Annotated in this window: 18 protein-coding genes; 12 read left to right on the top strand and 6 right to left on the bottom strand. The window is 47.1% G+C overall.

The annotated features are described in order from the left end of the window. The first annotated feature begins 226 nt into the window (after positions 1-226). From murA to hisD, 3 genes are all read left to right on the top strand, one after another. Positions 227-1,489 (top strand): UDP-N-acetylglucosamine 1-carboxyvinyltransferase, encoded by a 1,263-nt coding sequence (gene murA / locus BGP75_RS18345; protein WP_076720319.1) that lies wholly within the window; start codon positions 227-229, stop codon positions 1,487-1,489. Between the two features lie 101 nt (positions 1,490-1,590). Further along, entirely contained in the window at positions 1,591-2,247 is a 657-nt protein-coding gene (gene hisG / locus BGP75_RS18340; protein ID WP_076720318.1) for an ATP phosphoribosyltransferase, read from the top strand. Further along, positions 2,244-3,563 (top strand): histidinol dehydrogenase, encoded by a 1,320-nt coding sequence (gene hisD / locus BGP75_RS18335; RefSeq protein ID WP_076720317.1) that lies wholly within the window; start codon positions 2,244-2,246, stop codon positions 3,561-3,563. The genes hisG and hisD overlap by 4 nt, the downstream gene beginning before the upstream one ends. 112 nt (positions 3,564-3,675) lie before the next feature. Here the strand turns inward: hisD and BGP75_RS18330 are convergent, their stop codons facing one another. Further along, positions 3,676-4,827 carry a S1C family serine protease gene (locus BGP75_RS18330; protein WP_076720316.1) on the bottom strand — a complete coding sequence of 384 codons (1,152 nt, stop codon included), beginning with the start codon at positions 4,825-4,827 and terminating at the stop codon, positions 3,676-3,678. Between the two features lie 168 nt (positions 4,828-4,995). Here BGP75_RS18330 and BGP75_RS18325 point away from each other — a divergent pair, with 168 nt between their 5' ends. Further along, positions 4,996-5,757 (top strand): Nif3-like dinuclear metal center hexameric protein, encoded by a 762-nt coding sequence (locus BGP75_RS18325; RefSeq protein WP_076720315.1) that lies wholly within the window; start codon positions 4,996-4,998, stop codon positions 5,755-5,757. A gap of 137 nt (positions 5,758-5,894) precedes the next feature. Here the strand turns inward: BGP75_RS18325 and BGP75_RS18320 are convergent, their stop codons facing one another. Then, positions 5,895-6,443 (bottom strand): YhcB family protein, encoded by a 549-nt coding sequence (locus BGP75_RS18320; RefSeq protein WP_076720314.1) that lies wholly within the window; start codon positions 6,441-6,443, stop codon positions 5,895-5,897. Between the two features lie 353 nt (positions 6,444-6,796). Between BGP75_RS18320 and BGP75_RS18315 the strand changes: the two genes are divergently transcribed. Together BGP75_RS18315 and BGP75_RS18310 are read left to right on the top strand one after the other, a co-directional pair. After that, positions 6,797-7,426: a histidine phosphatase family protein gene (locus BGP75_RS18315; RefSeq protein WP_076720411.1), complete on the top strand. Its 630-nt coding sequence runs from the start codon at positions 6,797-6,799 to the stop codon at positions 7,424-7,426. Next, the gene (locus tag BGP75_RS18310) at positions 7,413-8,180 is read left to right on the top strand and encodes an adenosylcobinamide-GDP ribazoletransferase (RefSeq protein WP_083704907.1); all 768 of its coding nucleotides are present in this window, start codon (positions 7,413-7,415) and stop codon (positions 8,178-8,180) included. The genes BGP75_RS18315 and BGP75_RS18310 overlap by 14 nt, the downstream gene beginning before the upstream one ends. 58 nt (positions 8,181-8,238) lie before the next feature. On the opposite strand, the gene BGP75_RS18305 is transcribed toward BGP75_RS18310, so the two are convergent. Both BGP75_RS18305 and BGP75_RS18300 read right to left on the bottom strand, forming a co-directional pair. After that, positions 8,239-8,802, bottom strand: coding sequence for a cob(I)yrinic acid a,c-diamide adenosyltransferase (locus BGP75_RS18305; RefSeq protein WP_369832135.1), 564 nt, complete (start codon positions 8,800-8,802; stop codon positions 8,239-8,241). Positions 8,803-8,993: 191 nt separating this feature from the next. Next, positions 8,994-9,998 (bottom strand): ketopantoate reductase family protein, encoded by a 1,005-nt coding sequence (locus BGP75_RS18300; protein ID WP_076720312.1) that lies wholly within the window; start codon positions 9,996-9,998, stop codon positions 8,994-8,996. Positions 9,999-10,210: 212 nt separating this feature from the next. On the opposite strand from BGP75_RS18300, the gene BGP75_RS18295 reads away from it, so the two are divergent. The 3 genes from BGP75_RS18295 to BGP75_RS18285 all read left to right on the top strand — a co-directional run bounded on the left by BGP75_RS18295 (position 10,211) and on the right by BGP75_RS18285 (position 12,372). Continuing rightward, entirely contained in the window at positions 10,211-10,693 is a 483-nt protein-coding gene (locus BGP75_RS18295; RefSeq protein WP_076720311.1) for a YajQ family cyclic di-GMP-binding protein, read from the top strand. Between the two features lie 41 nt (positions 10,694-10,734). Further along, positions 10,735-12,003, top strand: a complete 1,269-nt coding sequence (locus BGP75_RS18290; RefSeq protein WP_076720310.1) for an AmpG family muropeptide MFS transporter — start codon at positions 10,735-10,737, stop codon at positions 12,001-12,003. A gap of 150 nt (positions 12,004-12,153) precedes the next feature. Further along, positions 12,154-12,372 carry a hypothetical protein gene (locus BGP75_RS18285; RefSeq protein WP_076720309.1) on the top strand — a complete coding sequence of 73 codons (219 nt, stop codon included), beginning with the start codon at positions 12,154-12,156 and terminating at the stop codon, positions 12,370-12,372. Between the two features lie 21 nt (positions 12,373-12,393). Here the strand turns inward: BGP75_RS18285 and BGP75_RS18280 are convergent, their stop codons facing one another. Both BGP75_RS18280 and BGP75_RS18275 read right to left on the bottom strand, forming a co-directional pair. Next, positions 12,394-12,720, bottom strand: coding sequence for an MGMT family protein (locus BGP75_RS18280; protein WP_304441981.1), 327 nt, complete (start codon positions 12,718-12,720; stop codon positions 12,394-12,396). A 181-nt stretch (positions 12,721-12,901) separates the two neighbouring features. Next, positions 12,902-13,663 carry an SDR family oxidoreductase gene (locus tag BGP75_RS18275; RefSeq protein WP_076720307.1) on the bottom strand — a complete coding sequence of 254 codons (762 nt, stop codon included), beginning with the start codon at positions 13,661-13,663 and terminating at the stop codon, positions 12,902-12,904. A 386-nt stretch (positions 13,664-14,049) separates the two neighbouring features. Here BGP75_RS18275 and BGP75_RS18265 point away from each other — a divergent pair, with 386 nt between their 5' ends. From BGP75_RS18265 to groL, 3 genes are all read left to right on the top strand, one after another. Next, a complete protein-coding gene (locus BGP75_RS18265; RefSeq protein ID WP_076720305.1) occupies positions 14,050-14,547 on the top strand; it encodes an FxsA family protein in 498 nt (165 codons plus the stop codon). A 246-nt stretch (positions 14,548-14,793) separates the two neighbouring features. Then, a complete protein-coding gene (locus BGP75_RS18260) occupies positions 14,794-15,081 on the top strand; it encodes a co-chaperone GroES (protein WP_076720304.1) in 288 nt (95 codons plus the stop codon). 61 nt (positions 15,082-15,142) lie between these two features. Then, positions 15,143-16,795, top strand: coding sequence for a chaperonin GroEL (groL, locus tag BGP75_RS18255; protein ID WP_076720303.1), 1,653 nt, complete (start codon positions 15,143-15,145; stop codon positions 16,793-16,795). Positions 16,796-17,140: the final 345 nt, after the last annotated feature.

The following is a 17,140-nucleotide window of genomic DNA, read 5'->3' as shown; positions in this document are numbered from 1 at the left end:
CTCTGCTGCATTGTTTTAGACTGTTCCACTTGTGGCTGCTCTGTTTTAGTAATCAGCAGAGAGCGACAAAATAGTGCCGACTAGATCGATAGTCGCGAAACGAACATCCTTCGGCTATTGTATTCAGAAACACTGTATTCAGAAACATCGCATTCATAACCATTGAATTCAGAAATGATAGAAAGACCGCATATTTTCAGTAAATATGCTCAGACCGGAATAACTCATGGATAAATTGATCATTAAGGGCGGCGCCCGGCTGGACGGCGACGTTCGTATATCCGGTGCTAAAAACTCTGCATTGCCGATTTTAGCAGCAACTCTTCTGGCGGATGAGCCGGTTGTTGTCTGTAATCTTCCTCATCTACATGACATTACCACGATGATCGAGCTACTGGGTCGTATGGGCGTGGAAGTCATGATTGATGAAAAGCTGAACGTTGAAGTTGATGCATCTACGATTAAATCACTGATTGCCCCTTACGAGCTGGTGAAAACCATGCGGGCTTCGATCCTGGTTCTGGGGCCTATGCTGGCACATTTTGGAGAAGCAGAGGTTTCGTTGCCCGGTGGCTGTGCTATCGGTAGTCGCCCTGTGGATCTTCATATTCGTGGGCTGGAAGCGATGGGGGCCAGCATCGAAGTGAAAGACGGTTACATTCTTGCCAAAACTGATGGCCGACTCAAGGGTGCGCATGTGTTCCTTGATACCGTCACGGTAACCGGTACTGAAAATATCCTGATGGCTGCGACCTTGGCTGATGGCACAACGGTCATAGAAAATGCGGCAAAAGAACCAGAGGTGGTTGATCTTGCCGAGTGTTTGATTGCGATGGGAGCCGAAATTACCGGTCATGGCACCGATACGATTACCGTACGGGGAGTTGAATCGCTTAAGGGGTGCCGTTACTCGGTACTGCCAGATCGAATTGAAACCGGAACCTATCTGGTGGCAGCAGCGGCTACTGGTGGTCGTGTTAAGGTTAAGCGCACCAGACCGGATATTCTTGAAGCTGTTTTGCTTAAGCTTGAAGAGGCGGGGGCTGAAATAGAAGCCGGGGATGACTGGATTATTTTGGATATGAAGGGGAAGCGCCCCAAATCTGTTAATATGACGACCGCTCCTTATCCTGCATTTCCTACTGATATGCAGGCTCAGTTTGCTGCCTTGAATGCGATTGCTGAGGGCGTTGGGATGATCAGGGAGACTGTCTTTGAAAACCGTTTTATGCACATTCAGGAGATGGTCCGAATGGGTGCCAATGCATCGATAGAAGGTAATGCTGTTGTCATCCAGGGAGTGGATAATCTTAAAGCAGCGCCGGTCATGGCAACTGATCTACGCGCTTCCGCAAGCCTGGTTATCGCTGCACTGGTGGCTGAAGGTGAAACAGTCATCGAACGTATTTATCATATTGACCGTGGTTATGAGTGTATAGAAGAAAAGTTGCAGTTGCTGGGGGCAAAGATTCGTCGAGTTCCTTCCTGATTGCTGAATGTTCCTTTGACAGTCCAGTAGTAAGTGAAAGGGTATATCAGCAACATAACGTAATAAGTCAGACAGCCTGTGATAAATAGAGTCCATTAAGCATGAAACAACCGATTACCATCGCATTGTCCAAGGGGCGAATTCTTAAAGAAACACTGCCTTTGCTTGCTCAGGCGGATATCTGCCCAACGGAAGATATCTCTAAAAGCCGTAAGCTTATATTTGATACCAATCATGAGCATATCAAACTGCTGGTGATTCGGGCGACAGATGTCCCTACTTATGTAGAGTATGGCGCTGCGGACATGGGTGTGGCGGGCAAAGATGTGCTGATGGAATACGGTAGTAAGGCTATGTATGAGCCTTTAGACCTGAATATTGCCCGATGTCGGCTGATGACGGCGGGTATGGTTAACAGTAAGCCTGTTAACGGCCGATTAAAGGTCGCCAGCAAGTTTGTGAATGTTACCAAACAGTATTATGCCCAAAAAGGTATTCAGGTCGATATTATCAAACTATACGGTGCTATGGAGTTGGCTCCCATTATGGGATTGGCTGACCGCATTGTTGATATCGTTGATACTGGAAATACACTCCGGGCCAATGGTATGGAGCCTTTGGAAATGATTGCGCCTGTGAGTACTCGGCTGGTTGTTGGCAAGGCAGCGATGAAAATGAAACACCAGCAGATTCAGGAAATTATTGATCAATTGGAGCAAGCGGTTGAGGCTGGTAAGCTGGCAGAGGCTCGGGCATGACAGGTAATCAATTGAATGTGACTCGGCTGAAATATTCAGATCCAGATTTTGATCTCAAGTTGGACCGTTTATTAGCTTGGGAATCGGTTTCTGATGGGGCTGTAAACAATGTTGTCACTGAGATACTCCAAAACGTAAAAAAGAGAGGTGATGAGGCTGTTGTCGATTACAGCAATCGATTCGATCGGCTTGATGTATCTTCTATCTCTGAATTGGAATTGGGTAAAGAAAAGCTGCAACAAGCGTTAGACCTTATTTCAGAAGACGAGCGTAATGCTCTGGATACTGCGGTCCAGCGGGTTAGAGATTACCATCGGCACCAGAAACAGGATTCATGGCAATATACTGAACCTGATGGCACCTTGCTGGGACAGCAGGTGACTCCAATGGATCGTGTTGGTATTTATGTTCCTGGTGGTAAAGCATCTTACCCTTCTTCGGTCTTGATGAATGCTATCCCGGCAAAGGTTGCTGGAGTTAGTGAAATTGTCATGGTTGTGCCGACACCGGATGCTGAACTGAATCCATTAGTTCTGGCGGCGGCTGCCCTTTCTGGTGTTGATCGTGTTTTCTGCATAGGCGGAGCCCAGGCGATTGCTGCTTTGGCCTATGGGACTGAAACCATTCCTTCTGTAGATAAGATCGTTGGTCCGGGCAACATTTATGTTGCCACAGCTAAGCGTGCTGTTTTTGGGTTGGTTGGCATTGATATGATTGCTGGTCCATCTGAAATACTGGTAGTGTGTGACGGAAAGACAAACCCTGATTGGGTTGCAATGGATTTGTTTTCTCAGGCAGAACATGACGAAGATGCACAACCCATTTTGATCAGCACCGATGCTGACTTTATTGATCAGGTACAGTTCAGTATCGACAAGCTACTGCCGACAATGGAACGAGAGCCGATTATTCGAGAATCCCTGGTCAATCGTGCAGCTTTGATTCTGGTCGATAGTCTTGATGAAGCCATAGAATTGACCAACCGTATTGCGCCAGAACATTTGGAGTTATCTATCGAAAACCCGGAACAGGTGCTACCTCGAATTCGTCATGCAGGTGCTATCTTTATGGGGCGTTATACGGCAGAAGCTTTAGGGGATTACTGTGCTGGCCCCAATCATGTTTTGCCGACCTCAGGGACTGCGCGTTTCTCTTCGCCTTTAGGGGTTTACGATTTTCAGAAGCGTTCCTCATTGATTCAGTTTTCACCCAAGGGTGCATCGGAGATGGGGAAAGTCGCTTCAGTACTGGCCAGAGGGGAAAGTCTGACTGCTCATGCTCGATCGGCTGAATATCGGATCATCAAAGAGGGCTGACCAATAAGATTCGATTGTGCTGATCGATTTGTAGTGCTGTGTGTTGTACTGCGATTGCTTCGTCGGGAATCGAAGAGTGACATTCGATTCCCGATGAGGGGGCGTGATTGCTTCAGCGACGACTGGGTGGACGGTCACCTATGAGCACCTGGAAGCTCTCGGTTTTATCATTTCGTAGAACTTCCATTCTTAGCTCGATACCCGGTTTCGTTTGCGCTATCTGGTTCATTGCTGAACGAGAATCGACAATCGGGGCTCCGTCAATACTGAGTAAAATATCACCTGGTTGCATACCCGCCTGGTGAGCAGGACTGTTGCGGAAGATTCCAGCAATAATCAATCCGTTCCTGTCCTCTATCCCAAAGGACTCGGCCAGGCGAGGTGTGAGTTCTTGTATTTCGATACCGAGCCAGCCTCGCACAACGCGACCATTTTCGATAATTTCCTGCAGTACTTTTCTGGCCAGATTGGATGGTATGGCAAAGCCAATTCCCTGGGAACCACCGGAACGAGAAAAAATGGCGGTGTTAATGCCCAGCAAATTGCCATAGGCGTCAATTAGCGCACCTCCCGAGTTCCCTGGGTTGATAGCGGCATCGGTTTGGATGAAATTTTCAAAAGTGTTTATGCCTAGTTGGTTTCGGCCGGTTGCGCTGATAATTCCCATGGTTACTGTTTGGCCTACACCAAAGGGATTACCTATCGCAAGTACAACATCACCGACAGCGATATCATCGGATGACGCTAGAGTAACAGCGGGAAGATCTTCCAGAGAGATGCTCAGTACGGCCAAATCAGTCTCAGGGTCTGTTCCAATTACCTCTGCTTGGGATTCCCTGCCATCTTTGAGTGCAACAACAATAGTATCGGCACCTTCAATAACATGGTTGTTGGTCAGAACATATCCCTGGGAGCTGAAAATAACACCAGAACCCAGACTGGACTGAATCCGTTCTCGTTGAGGCATCTGCTCCATATCAAAGAATTTTTTGAAGAGGGGGTCTTCCATCAAAGGATTTGTTTTTTGACGGACGCGTGTGCTGGTGTAAATATTAACCACAGCTGGCGCAGCATTATTAACGGCCTCAGCGTAAGAAACCGGACCAGAGCGCAGTGGTGCTGTTAACGCTTTGGATTGAACCTGATTAATCTGCACCGTTTGTATGCTTGGGGCGTTCCATTGTGGAAATAGAACCAGCATGGTGAAAGCAACCAGAATACCAGCGATGACGGGCCAGATTATAAAAGTTGTTAATTTTCGCATCAGGGTCTCAGCCTAGAATCTTTGCCACGTAGAGTCTTTACCACTTTCAGAATGAGACCGCAGTAGAGTATTTATCAATAGTCTATTTATCAGTGGTATATTTAATTCCGGCCATTATACGTAGCTCGTAGGCTTTTATGAATCAATTAATTATAGGAAGGAATGGCAATGTCAGTTTCCCTGGAAGCCCTGCTGCGGGCATTGAACCAAACACTGCAACCTGAACAGTTTAACGATTACTGTCCCAATGGATTACAAGTAGAGGGACGCAGTACTGTTGCTAAGCTTGTGACGGGGGTTACGGCGTGTCAGGCCTTGATAGACAGGGCTTTAGAGGTGGGAGCCGATGCCATACTGGTGCACCATGGTTATTTTTGGAAAGGTGAAGACCCCTGTGTCAAAGGGATGAAAAAACAGCGACTGGCTGCACTATTGAAGGCTGATGTCAGTTTGCTGGCTTACCACTTACCATTAGATGTTCACCCGGAGCTTGGCAATAATGCGCAGCTGGCACAGCGTTTGAACTTGACTGTAGAAGGTGGGCTTGAACCCGATAAAGCGAATAGCATAGGGCTTTATGGCCAGCTTCCGGAGGCAATTGATAGTCAGGCTTTCTCTCAGGTGATTGAGCAGGTATTAGGGCGAAAGCCGCTGCACATTGCCGGTGGCGACAAAGTGATTAAGAGAGTTGGTTGGTGTACCGGGTCTGCCCAGGGGTATATTCAAAATGCTATTGAATTGGAGCTGGATGCCTATATTACCGGGGAAGTCTCTGAGTCAACGGTACACACTGCACGTGAGAGCGGAATTCACTTCTATTCAGCAGGGCATCACGCGACTGAGCGCTATGGAGTGCAGGCTTTAGGGGGCTATCTGGCAAAGGAATTTGGTATCGAGCACCAATTTATTGATATTGAAAATCCGGTGTGACTGCCTGTACTCAGGGGCTCCTGGGTTCGCTGGGTTCAGTGCCATGGAGAGAACAGCAGACAGTTTTAAAAGAACCAGTGAAGAGTCGGATGCTATTCACTGGTCTGTTGGACTATTCACGGGTCTGACTAGTATCGTCAGCTCTTTGCGTGGTCTGCTGTTTTTGAGGGATCATGCTCAAGGGCTTCTTCTTCCCCAGGCTTTAATCCAAAGCTCTCTGACAGCGTCCCTTCGGCGTCAGGGTCGGTTTTGGGGGCGTAATCTTTTGGCGGTTCTACCGCTTGAGCGCCATCGGTAGAAGCTTTCTGAGGGGTATCTTTACCCGCTGATTTAGGGGGGGGTTCCAATTCATCCGCTTGCTCCGGTAGTGCCTGTTCCGCCAACGGCGATTGCAGCCTATGGGTTAGCAACTCTTCGTCACAAAGCTGATTGGCGCTCTGTGCAAGGTGGTGGTGAACTTGCTGATAACTCTCTGTCAGGGTGTTTACCAGATCGGCAGTGCGGGTAAAGTGCTCGCTGACATTTCGTTTATATTCTGCTAGTTCACTCGAGGTTGAGTCCAGCTGACTTTTTAGTGATTCGCATTGCTGTCTGTCAGAACCGGAACGACCGATTATCAGGCCGATTACCAAACCGAGCAGGAGTGTGGAGGCCCCAATGACTACTACCACAGTAAAATGATCCACAGGTATTCCTCAAACATTGGTTAACAAATAGCTGAAATTTAAGACTTAAGAGAGTGATCCCGAATGTCTATGGCTTCAGCGAGTGTGCCCAAATCGTACCGACACTTATCGTTTCTAATAAAAATGTACTGCTCTATATAAGAGTTGTACTTGCCATATTAGAGTGGCTTCCCCTCTCGAAATAAAAAAGAGAAACTGTGTACAGCGATTTTGGAAATATCCATGTCAGGAGGTCTCTCCTGACGGGGCATCAAACAATAGCCGTCAAGATACTCGAAAAGGAAGGGGTTTTCAAAAGACTGTTGTTCAATATAGTATCTGTCGGATTTGTTCTGGCGAAAAGAGACCCTGGTATGATTCCCACTCGTATTGATATGTTGCGGCATGGTATATGTGAAGATGGTGATATATACCGTGGACGCACCGATTCTCCCTTAAGTCCTGAGGGCAGGACACAGATGTTAAAAGCTGTTGAAGGTGGCAGCTGGGATCTCATATACAGCTCTCCATTACAGCGTTGTCAGGGCTTTGCACAGGAGTTGTCTGAAAGGCTTCAGCGACCATTAGTCGTTGATGAAAGATTGATTGAATTGGACTTTGGTGAATGGGATGGCCAGGGCACTGCTGAAGTTTGGCAGCAACAGCAATCAGCGGTATTAGCCTTTTGGCAGGACCCTGAGGTTAATACTCCTCCGGGTGCAGAGCCCTTACGGACAATGCGTGATCGTGTTGTACGTCTGCTATATGACTTGCACCGGCAACTTGATGGCCAGCGAATCTTATGGGTTAGTCATGGCGGTGTTATTCGAATTCTGCTCAGTTATCTGCTGCAAATGCCATTACAGGCGATGCGACAAATTAGCGTTGCATACGGTAGCCTGTCTAGAATCGAACTTTACCAGCAGCAATCGGAAGGTCCGCTTGTGTCGGAGGTTGTTTTTACTAACCGTTTGAGCGAGATAGTCAACTATGACCGATCATAAAGCGCTGAGCTGTCCTGTCTGGCTGCAGCCGATAATCATCGCGATGCAATTTATGACCCGTATTCCGATGCCGAATATCGGTGTGGTAGATAATTCCATTGTCGGTAAATCGATACTCTATTACCCGCTGGTCGGAGTGGTGATGGGGGGGCTGATTTGGATGATGCAAGTTGTCTTCAATTGGTTATGGCCAGATCAATGGGGCATTCAAGCGGCACTTTTATTGGCCGTCTGGTGCCTGTTGACGGGTGGGCTGCACCTGGATGGTCTGGCAGACAGCGCTGATGCCTGGGTTGGTGGTCTCGGCAGCAAAGAGAGAACATTAGCGCTAATGAAAGACCCGACCTGCGGCCCGGCAGCGGTGACTTTACTGGTGTTATTACTGTTGATTAAATATGCAGCTATTGAGAACCTGATTAAATCGTATCCTATAGGGTTGGTTCTGGCTCCTGTCGTGGCCCGAGGAACTTTGTTGCTGTTGTTCCTGACGACTCGCTATGTTCGGGAAGGGGGACTGGGAGAAATTTTAACTCAGCACTTGTCAGTGGGTGCATGTACCTGTTTGCTGGTTATTCTTTCAGTCAGTCTTATGCTACTGGGTGAAATTGGTTTTCAGGTCCTGTTATTGACCTTGCTGTTTTTCATTGCCCTGCGGCATCTGATGATAAGACGAATCGGCGGGACCACAGGTGATACCGCCGGCGCCCTGGTTGAAGTGATCGAGATGGCTGTTTTGATGGCTGTGATCATTTAACAGGATGGACACTTAGTGGGGAGTGGCTGCCAAATGCTAAGCCTCAGGATCTGTTCCCTCAGGATTTATTTTCACTGCGGTGGCGCCAGAGCACTTCTGAGCCACCATTTTGTCTCGCAATGATGCGGGCGAAGACAAATAACAGATCAGATAATCGATTCAAATAAGATTGCCCCTGAGGCCTTACTTCTGTTTGTTTGGACAGTGATACCAGACGGCGCTCAGCGCGTCGACAAACGCTCCGCGCCAGATGGCAGACTGACGCAGCTCGGTTACCGCCAGGGAGTATAAAGTCCTTTAATGGTGGTAAGGTTTGATTTTGTTCATCCAACAATGCTTCCAAATCAGCAATATGCTGGTCCAAAATTAATTCATAACCGGGGACGGATAGTTCACCACCCAGGTTGAACAGGTTTTGCTGGACCTCCTCCAATGAAGAACGCAGACAGTCCTTGTCTTCCAACTCGCAAATTAACAGGCCAACGCAGCTGTTTAATTCGTCAATATCGCCGATTGTCTCAATTCTGCAGTCATCTTTGTCAATTCTCGAGCCGTCGCCCAGCCCTGTGGTGCCACTGTCACCTGTACGGGTATAAATCTTTGAAAGCCGGTTTCCCATCATTTCAATCCTGTGTGGTTATTTTGAGCTTAACCTTGAGTCTTACAAAGGGCGAACAATAGCCTATTTGTAGGTTGTTGTGCAGGGTTATACTTGTTTCTGATCTCTATTAGAGCAGGAAAAAGGTAGAGCAGGAGAAGTGAAATTTATTTGGCAGTGATTTTCTTCCGTTTTGAAGAGTACAGCCCTTTGTTCTAGAGCGCTGTATTAAGTTCATGAACCTGTTTAAGAAGTCTCTGGTTGTGGGGTACTTCAATATTCAGTTCTGCTGCTTTTTTACAAATAAAACCGTTAATAAAGTCGATTTCAGTTTTTCGCTGATGACGAATATCTTGAAGCATCGAAGAAAAATTGCTGCTGGTTGCCTGGGCAACGGCTGTTGCCGCTTCTATGATGGGTTTATCAAATAGAGGCTGATTAAACGGCAGCGTCAGCTGGCGGGCGACGATTTCAAACTCATCACAAAGCTTAATCATTTGCTGATGCAATCGAGGGTTTGTTGCCAGCTCCCCATTGTTGCAATCATGCACAGCAGTTAAGCCATTGATGGCACAATTGATAGCCAGTTTTTGCCATAGCCGGATTTCAATTGCAGGATCAAAATGACTGTCCAGTTCAAGGTTCAGTAATGCTGAAACAGGAGCTTGTCCCAGTTGCTGGGCTTTTTCATTAATGGGTCCAAACCAGCTATATCCTTTACCTGCGTGGACAACCTGCTGCGGGCCCGTTCTGTAGGCACCTTCAGTGGTGGTTCCTGCATAGATAGCGGTGTTTGGAAAACGTTTTGCCGTTTCCTGCTGTGGCCCCATTCCGTTTTGAAGAATAACCACTACGGTATTCTGATCAATGCGATGGGAGACGCTGTCAATCGCGTCCCCGCAATCGTAACTTTTAGTAGTCACCAGCAAGTGACTAATAGGCGTTTCTACTTCAATATGTTCGGTATCAGGTTGATACTTGTGGCGTCGACTTTCGCTGATAAGTGTTAGAAAGGGATTGTCCCAAAAGGAATCCAGTTGCTCCGCCGTGCGACAAAGCAGAGTAACCGGCACTTCATTGCGCATCAGGTAATTAGCCCACAGTGTTCCGATGGCTCCGGCGCCTAGTATGTGCCAGCTGGTTTTTTCAACCGAAAGGTGATCAGGGGCGCTGACATCAGCTGTATGTGTGTCAGAAGATTCAGAATCAGGGCTAGTCATAACAGGTATCAACTTCAGAAATCAGTGTCCGTGGAATGGCAACGGGTAAACGGGCTGCCACTCAATTTTCCGGGCAGATGAAATGGGGGGCAGAACTGGTATAGAATCGCCCGACCAATCTATTATTGCGTATTTTACCACTAGTTGCGCCCAAAGGTGTTTCATCATTTAGCAGTGTTATCGGCCGCAGCGTCCCGAAGGAGGGTTTTTAGATGCCATCGTTTGATATTGTTTCTGAGCTTGACATGCATGAAGTTACGAATGCGGTTGACCAGGCGAAAAGAGAACTTTCTACTCGATTTGATTTTAAGGGAGTCGTTGCTTCCTTCGAATTAAATGGATCTGAGATTAGTTTAACTGCTGATGTTGATTTTCAACTCCAGCAGATGATTGATATTTTGAAGGGTAAGCTGGTTAGCCGAAAGATAGATGTTAAATGTCTCGACGTGGCACCTGCTGACCTCAGTGGTGTCAAAGCGCGTCAGGTCATTACGCTTAAGCAGGGGTTGGACCAGCCTAATGCGAAGAAAATCATCAAAATGGTTAAAGAGAAGAAGCTTAAAGTCCAGACAGCCATTCAGGGGGATCAGGTAAGGGTTGCCGGCAAAAAACGTGATGACCTGCAATCTGTGATGGCGATGCTGCGGGAATCTGATATCGATTTACCACTGCAGTTTACTAACTTTCGTGATTGATAAACATCCCTTAAGCGACCCATTAAACGGAGCCTGTTGAATTGGATCAAGGATTTAAAGAAGCGATATTTAACCGACGTATGCTGATCTGTATATTGACGGGTTTTTCGTCTGGTTTGCCATTGTACATCCTTTATCAGTTGATACCGGCCTGGCTCAGGGATGAGGGAGTCAGCCTTGAAACGATCGGATTATTTTCACTGGTTGCTTTTCCCTATACCTGGAAGTTTTTTTGGTCTCCAGTCGTGGATCGTTATGTGCCGCCGTTGTTTGGTCGTCGTCGAGGCTGGATGCTGATTACTCAAATGGGCCTCTTCCTCTCAATCGCTGCTTTTTCAATATTCAATCCAACCGAGTCAATCAGTTCAGTAGCGTATGTCGTTTTTGCTGTGGCTCTTTTTAGCGCTACTCAAGATATTGTTCTGGATGCCTATCGTCGGGAAATTTTGCCCGATAAGGAACTAGGCCTGGGCAACTCGATGTTTGTTAATGCCTACCGGTTTTCCAGTCTGGTTCCTGGCTCTCTGGCATTGATTTTGGCAGATCAATTACCCTGGGAAACGGTTCACTTGGTTGTTGCTGCCTTTATGTTAGTTGGAATTTTGACCAGTCTGAGGGTGACGGAACCGCAAACTGAATCTACACCATTGACTCTGCGAGATGCGGTAGTCGAGCCGTTCCGCGAGTTTTTTAATCGAGGTACGGTCCAACAGGCGGCGGCTGCCTTAGCCTTTATCCTTTTGTATAAGCTGGGAGACAGCATGGCTACTGCGCTGTCGACTCCTTTCTATCTGGACTTGGGGTTTACTAAAACAGAGATAGGAACCGTGGCAAAAGGGGCTTCTCTGGGGGCTTCTATTGTTGGTGGGCTGGTGGGCGGCGTTGCCATGATAAAGCTCGGTATTAATCGATCCCTGTGGATTTTTGGTGTCGTTCAGGTCATTTCTATTCTTGGCTTTGCTGCATTGGCAGAGATCGGAAACAACCTCTCAGCACTGTTTGCCGTTGTCGCCTTTGAATATTTTGGAGTTGGATTAGGGACTGCTGCCTTTGTTGCCTTTATAGCTCGTTTATCTGATAAGCGATTCACTGCCACACAGTTGGCGCTCTTTACCAGCTTAGCCAGTATCCCAAGGACCTTTGCCAATGCCAGTACCGGTTTTTTGATTGAGTCGATGGGGTATACCCAATTTTTCCTGATTTGTGCGCTTATCGCAGTACCTGGAATGATTATGTTGTTCTGGGTTGCTCCCTGGAATGGAGGATGCCAGGAAAAAGAATCGCAAGCAGCTTGCAGGATCTCTTCTTAAAAAATATAAATCTAAATGATAATTACTTGCATTTGCGTGTAGGTGTTATTAGTATTGCTCTCACCATCTCGTAATGCCTTGCTTTCGGAGTGCTCTGTTTAAATCCATGCTGGGTGTTCCGTGTTTTCAACTGGCAAGGAGAGTGTGCTGATGAGTTATGTTATTGATGCATGGCTGGAAAGGGGAGACCCGCAGCTAAAAGTTACGAGTGAGCGGACAGGGCAGGTCCTGGTTGACTGGAATGCTGTTACAGTAAGGGAGTTAATAGAGTCGGGACAGCTTGATGTGGCTGAGCTGCAATCTCCGACTCAGGATCTGGTGGAAACGCTGAAAGAACTGATGTTGCTGTCCGGTGTTGGTGCTGATTAGTTTAAGCCTGTTGTTGATTCATCAGGGAGACCATTGGTAGTGTTTTAAAGAGACGCGATTATCCTTTACCGTAATGCCGTCTTCCTGTAACCGTTGGCGCTGCCGCTTGTAGGCATCACTGGCTTCGGGAAAGCTTATTTTGCCACTGGCATTGATAACCCTGAACCAGGGTAGTTGCGTATCTTTGGGAAGTCGCTTCAAAGTAGCTCCGACGAATCGGGCGTAACCCGGTAGTCCTGCCAGCTGAGCCAGTTGGCCATAGGTGACTACTTTCCCGGCAGGTACTGCGGCTAAAGATTGCCAGATCATTCGACGCTTTTCGTCAATATCCGGAGAGTCTGTGTTCATGCTGTGACTGTAACAGAAACAATTGGAAGGGAATAATAAAAAAAGCCAGGATGCAATTTATTTGGACATTACCGTGGCAATGCTTCCTGCGCTGGCTTTTCGATCGACTTACTAGCAACTCAGACCGCTAATAGATTAAGCTGCCAATCTTTAATTGCCATTGTTGCTATATAAATAATGGCTATAAACGAAGGGCTCCGTCTACTTCTATCACTCGACCACTGAAGTAGTCATTTTCCAGTATAAAGGTTACTGCCTGAGCAATTTCGTCGGGCTCTCCCACTCGTTTGGCTGGAATCCCTTTTGTCATCATATCGAGAGCTTCAGGTTTCATACTCATAACCATTTCCGTGCCGATAAAGCCCGGTGCAATAGCTCCTGTGCGGATACCATAGCGTGCAAGCTCCTTTGCCCAGGTTGTGGTTAATGCTACGACACCTGCTTTGGAAGCGCTGTAATTGGTTTGTCCTATATTTCCTGCTCGGGAAATACTTGATATGTTGATGATTGCACCCTCAGAGCCTGATTCAATCATCTTGGTTGCTGCTTCCCTGCCGCATAAGAAGGTACCGGTCAGATTGACATCAATGACCATCTGCCATTGTTGTAATGACATGCGTTTAGTCACTTCCCCGTCTTTTGCTTTGATAAACATAGCATCACGGGTGACCCCGGCATTGTTTACCAGTCCATGGATAGCGCCAAAGTCATTGATGATACTGTCGAACGCTTCGGCGACGGCCTCTTCATTGGTGATATTGGCGACATAGGCTCGTGCTTCTATTCCTTTTTCCAGACAAAGTCCCACTGTTTCATCCAAAGCTTGTGGATTCATATCAATCAATGCTGGTTTAGCGCCTTTCTCCGCTAAATGGAGGGCCATTGCTCGGCCTAGTCCTTGGCCTCCTCCAGTAATAACGATCACTTTATCTTGCAGGTTCATGTAACTGCCTCATGTAAAAAACCCGTTCTGCCCGGATTTTTAAGGTGCTGATCAGTACTTATACAGATGCTTGTCAGCATTAATAGGATGCTGCATTGTCACCACCAGGTTGAGTTCAAGACTAGGTAAATATGAATCCTGTTTTTTTGTGTTGCAATGCAAAAGCCAGACTAGCCCAATATTTACGCATCTTCAATAGGATGTTGGGTGCAATGCAGCATCAAAAAGTCGTAGACGTTCCTTTTAAAGCGAGGATAGCGCAGCCATTAAAGGTACAATGGGGAAAACAACACTGGAAGGTAGAAGGTGGCCAGGGAACCTGCGAATTCGCAGGTTCCCTGAATGTTATAGCCATAGAGATAAGATACAAGTGACAGGAGCCTTAAATGCGAGTTCTTTTTTTAATTTTTGTGATCGTACCGATTATTGAAATTGTTCTTTTGATTAATGTGGGGGAAATCATCGGTGTATGGTACACCGTTGGTCTGGTCTTATTGTCTGCCTTTGTGGGTGTCAATATGCTTCGTCACCAAGGGCTGTCAACGTTAATGCGTGCTCGTGCGAAAATGAATGGTGGTGAAATTCCGGCTCATGAAATGATTGAAGGGCTGATTCTGGCGGTGGGTGGAGCCTTATTGGTGACGCCTGGGTTTGTGACTGATTTTTTCGGCTTCTGTTGTTTAATACCTGTGACGCGCCGAGCCTTTGTTGCCCGTTTACAGAAGCATTTTACTGTGGCAGGAATGCAGCATTCTCATTTTTCCGCAAGCCAGGGGCCATTCTCAGAAGCAAACCATCAGGGTGGGGGGCGTTTTCAGGATCAGTATAATCCTAACTCCCAATCGGGAAGTACTATTGATGGGGAGTACCGAAGGGATGACTAAGTGTATTCTCTAATGCCTGAGGGGTAACGATGTAAACAAAAGCGACTCATCGTAACTCTAATCTCACTTTTTTTTACCCGGAACTGTTGAATTCGATTTTCATGGCCCCATAAATCTTCTCAACGAGTCATTTGGGCCATCCAGTTGGTTGACCCAACGTTAATAGAGGCCATTGGTTAATGGCTGGGTTAAACAAACCTAAATTGTTTTGCATCACTTATTTTGCATATCAGGAGAAATACTCAAATGAGCATTCGTCCACTTCACGATCGCGTTGTTGTTCGTCGCAAAGAGGAAGAAACCACTACGGCCAGCGGCATAGTTCTTCCTGGTTCTGCGACTGAAAAGCCTAATCAAGGCGAAGTTATTGCAGCAGGCAAAGGTCGTATTCTACAGACCGGAGAAGTTCAGCCTATGGACGTTAAAGCCGGGGATATCGTGCTGTTCGGCCAGTATTCCGGTAGCACCGTTAAAGTTGACGGTGAAGAGCTACTGATCATGAACGAAAGCGATATTTTGGGTGTTCTTGAATAAGAATCACTTATTATTTAGAACTAATATCACTGAAAAGAATTTAGATAGGAAGTGACAAGAAATGGCTGCTAAAGACGTACAATTCGGAGATTCCGCCCGTTCAAAGATGCAGAAGGGTGTAAACATTCTGGCCGATGCTGTTAAGACGACACTTGGACCTAAGGGTCGTAACGTAGTTCTTGATAAAGCTTTTGGTGCACCAACCGTAACTAAAGATGGTGTTTCTGTAGCGAAAGAAATTGAACTGCAAGACAAGTTCGAGAACATGGGCGCACAGATGGTTAAAGAAGTTGCGTCTCAGGCTAATGATGTAGCCGGTGATGGAACAACGACTGCAACCGTTCTGGCTCAAGCTATTGTTAATGAAGGTCTGAAGTCTGTTGCTGCTGGCATGAATCCTATGGATCTCAAGCGTGGTATTGATAAGGCGGCGGCTGCTGTTGTTGCCAACGTTCAGGATATGGCTGCACCTTGCACTGACTCTAAGGCGATTGCTCAGGTTGGTACTATCTCTGCCAACAGTGATGAGCAAGTGGGTAGCATCATTGCTGAAGCAATGGAAAAGGTTGGTAAAGAAGGCGTTATCACTGTTGAAGAAGGTTCCGCTCTGGACAATGAGCTGGACGTAGTTGAAGGTATGCAGTTTGACCGCGGTTATCTGTCTCCTTACTTCATCAACAATCAGGACAACATGTCCGTTGAGTTGGAAAATCCATTCATTCTGCTTGTTGACAAGAAGATCTCCAGCATTCGTGATTTGCTACCGGTACTGGAGAATGTTGCCAAAGCTTCCCGTCCTCTGTTGATTGTTGCTGAAGATGTAGAAGGTGAAGCACTGGCTACACTGGTTGTTAACAACATGCGTGGTATCGTCAAGGTAGCTGCTGTTAAGGCTCCTGGTTTTGGTGACCGTCGTAAGGCAATGTTAGAAGATATTGCTATCCTGACTGGTGGTACTGTTATCTCTGAAGAAGTCGGTCTGAATTTGGAAGGCGCTACTCTGGAGCAGTTGGGTCAGGCTAAGAAGGTCTCTATCAGCAAGGAGAACACTACCGTTGTTGACGGTGTTGGCGAGCACAGTGATATCCAGGCTCGTGTTTCTGCTATTCGTGCGCAGATCGCTGAAACTTCTTCTGACTACGATAAAGAGAAGCTTCAGGAACGTGTTGCTAAGCTGGCTGGTGGCGTCGCAGTTATCAAAGTTGGTGCAGCGACCGAAGTTGAAATGAAAGAGAAGAAGGCACGTGTTGAAGACGCTCTGCACTCTACTCGTGCGGCTGTAGAAGAAGGTGTTGTACCTGGTGGTGGTGTAGCTCTTGTTCGTGCCCTGCAAGCTATTTCTAAGCTTGAAGGTGACAACCATGACCAGACAGTCGGTATTCAGCTGGCTTGTCGTGCAATGGAAGCTCCACTGCGTCAAATCGTACAAAACTCTGGTGATGAGCCATCTGTAGTGCTGGACCAGGTTAAGAAAGGTGAAGGTAACTACGGTTATAACGCTGCGACTGGTGAGTACGGCGACATGATCGAAATGGGTATCCTTGACCCTGCTAAGGTTGTTCGCTCTGCGTTGCAGGCAGCATCCTCTGTAGCAGGTCTGATGATCACTACCGAAGCCATGGTTGCTGATCAGCCTGAAGAAGGCGGTGCTGCAGGCGGAATGCCAGATATGGGCGGCATGGGCGGTATGGGCGGCATGGGTGGAATGATGTAATCCCAGCCCCGCGTTAGTTATCAAAACCCCGGTTTTCCGGGGTTTTTTTTGTCTGCACGTTAGCTTTAGGCGATATTTGATAGGAACCAGAATTCAGCAATTGGTACTGCTATAAACCAGCGTTAACAGAATCTGCAGAGGAATATGAGCTTTGGCCAGCGTAAAAACACTGCCGACATCAGATTAGGCTGGAGCTATCGGCTTAAGGCCGTTATCCTGTGGGTATAGGTGCTGTCAGGTAGGATAAGTGTTACTAATATCTATCAGGTTTAAGCCGATTGAGAGTCAGTAAATTGTCGTTGGGAAATTACTGGAGCTTTCCCGGGGGGCATGATGGTGAAGCAG

This window comes from Motiliproteus sp. MSK22-1, from assembly GCF_001968815.1.
Classification (GTDB): domain Bacteria; phylum Pseudomonadota; class Gammaproteobacteria; order Pseudomonadales; family Balneatricaceae; genus Motiliproteus.
The sequence above is the reverse complement of the archived record's forward strand: the minus strand, read 5'-3'. Positions and strand labels throughout refer to the sequence as shown.

What these genes read in the sequence shown, in the direction of transcription:
- murA (WP_076720319.1), top strand. Translation starts at nt 227, where the DNA reads ATGGATAAATTGATCATTAAGGGCGGCGCCCGGCTGGACGGCGACGTT.
- hisG (WP_076720318.1), top strand. Translation starts at nt 1,591, where the DNA reads ATGAAACAACCGATTACCATCGCATTGTCCAAGGGGCGAATTCTTAAA.
- hisD (WP_076720317.1), top strand. Translation starts at nt 2,244, where the DNA reads ATGACAGGTAATCAATTGAATGTGACTCGGCTGAAATATTCAGATCCA.
- BGP75_RS18330 (WP_076720316.1), bottom strand. Translation starts at nt 4,827, where the DNA reads ATGCGAAAATTAACAACTTTTATAATCTGGCCCGTCATCGCTGGTATT.
- BGP75_RS18325 (WP_076720315.1), top strand. Translation starts at nt 4,996, where the DNA reads ATGTCAGTTTCCCTGGAAGCCCTGCTGCGGGCATTGAACCAAACACTG.
- BGP75_RS18315 (WP_076720411.1), top strand. Translation starts at nt 6,797, where the DNA reads ATGATTCCCACTCGTATTGATATGTTGCGGCATGGTATATGTGAAGAT.
- BGP75_RS18310 (WP_083704907.1), top strand. Translation starts at nt 7,413, where the DNA reads ATGACCGATCATAAAGCGCTGAGCTGTCCTGTCTGGCTGCAGCCGATA.
- BGP75_RS18305 (WP_369832135.1), bottom strand. Translation starts at nt 8,802, where the DNA reads ATGATGGGAAACCGGCTTTCAAAGATTTATACCCGTACAGGTGACAGT.
- BGP75_RS18300 (WP_076720312.1), bottom strand. Translation starts at nt 9,998, where the DNA reads ATGACTAGCCCTGATTCTGAATCTTCTGACACACATACAGCTGATGTC.
- BGP75_RS18295 (WP_076720311.1), top strand. Translation starts at nt 10,211, where the DNA reads ATGCCATCGTTTGATATTGTTTCTGAGCTTGACATGCATGAAGTTACG.
- BGP75_RS18285 (WP_076720309.1), top strand. Translation starts at nt 12,154, where the DNA reads ATGAGTTATGTTATTGATGCATGGCTGGAAAGGGGAGACCCGCAGCTA.
- BGP75_RS18280 (WP_304441981.1), bottom strand. Translation starts at nt 12,720, where the DNA reads ATGAACACAGACTCTCCGGATATTGACGAAAAGCGTCGAATGATCTGG.
- BGP75_RS18275 (WP_076720307.1), bottom strand. Translation starts at nt 13,663, where the DNA reads ATGAACCTGCAAGATAAAGTGATCGTTATTACTGGAGGAGGCCAAGGA.
- BGP75_RS18265 (WP_076720305.1), top strand. Translation starts at nt 14,050, where the DNA reads ATGCGAGTTCTTTTTTTAATTTTTGTGATCGTACCGATTATTGAAATT.
- BGP75_RS18260 (WP_076720304.1), top strand. Translation starts at nt 14,794, where the DNA reads ATGAGCATTCGTCCACTTCACGATCGCGTTGTTGTTCGTCGCAAAGAG.
- groL (WP_076720303.1), top strand. Translation starts at nt 15,143, where the DNA reads ATGGCTGCTAAAGACGTACAATTCGGAGATTCCGCCCGTTCAAAGATG.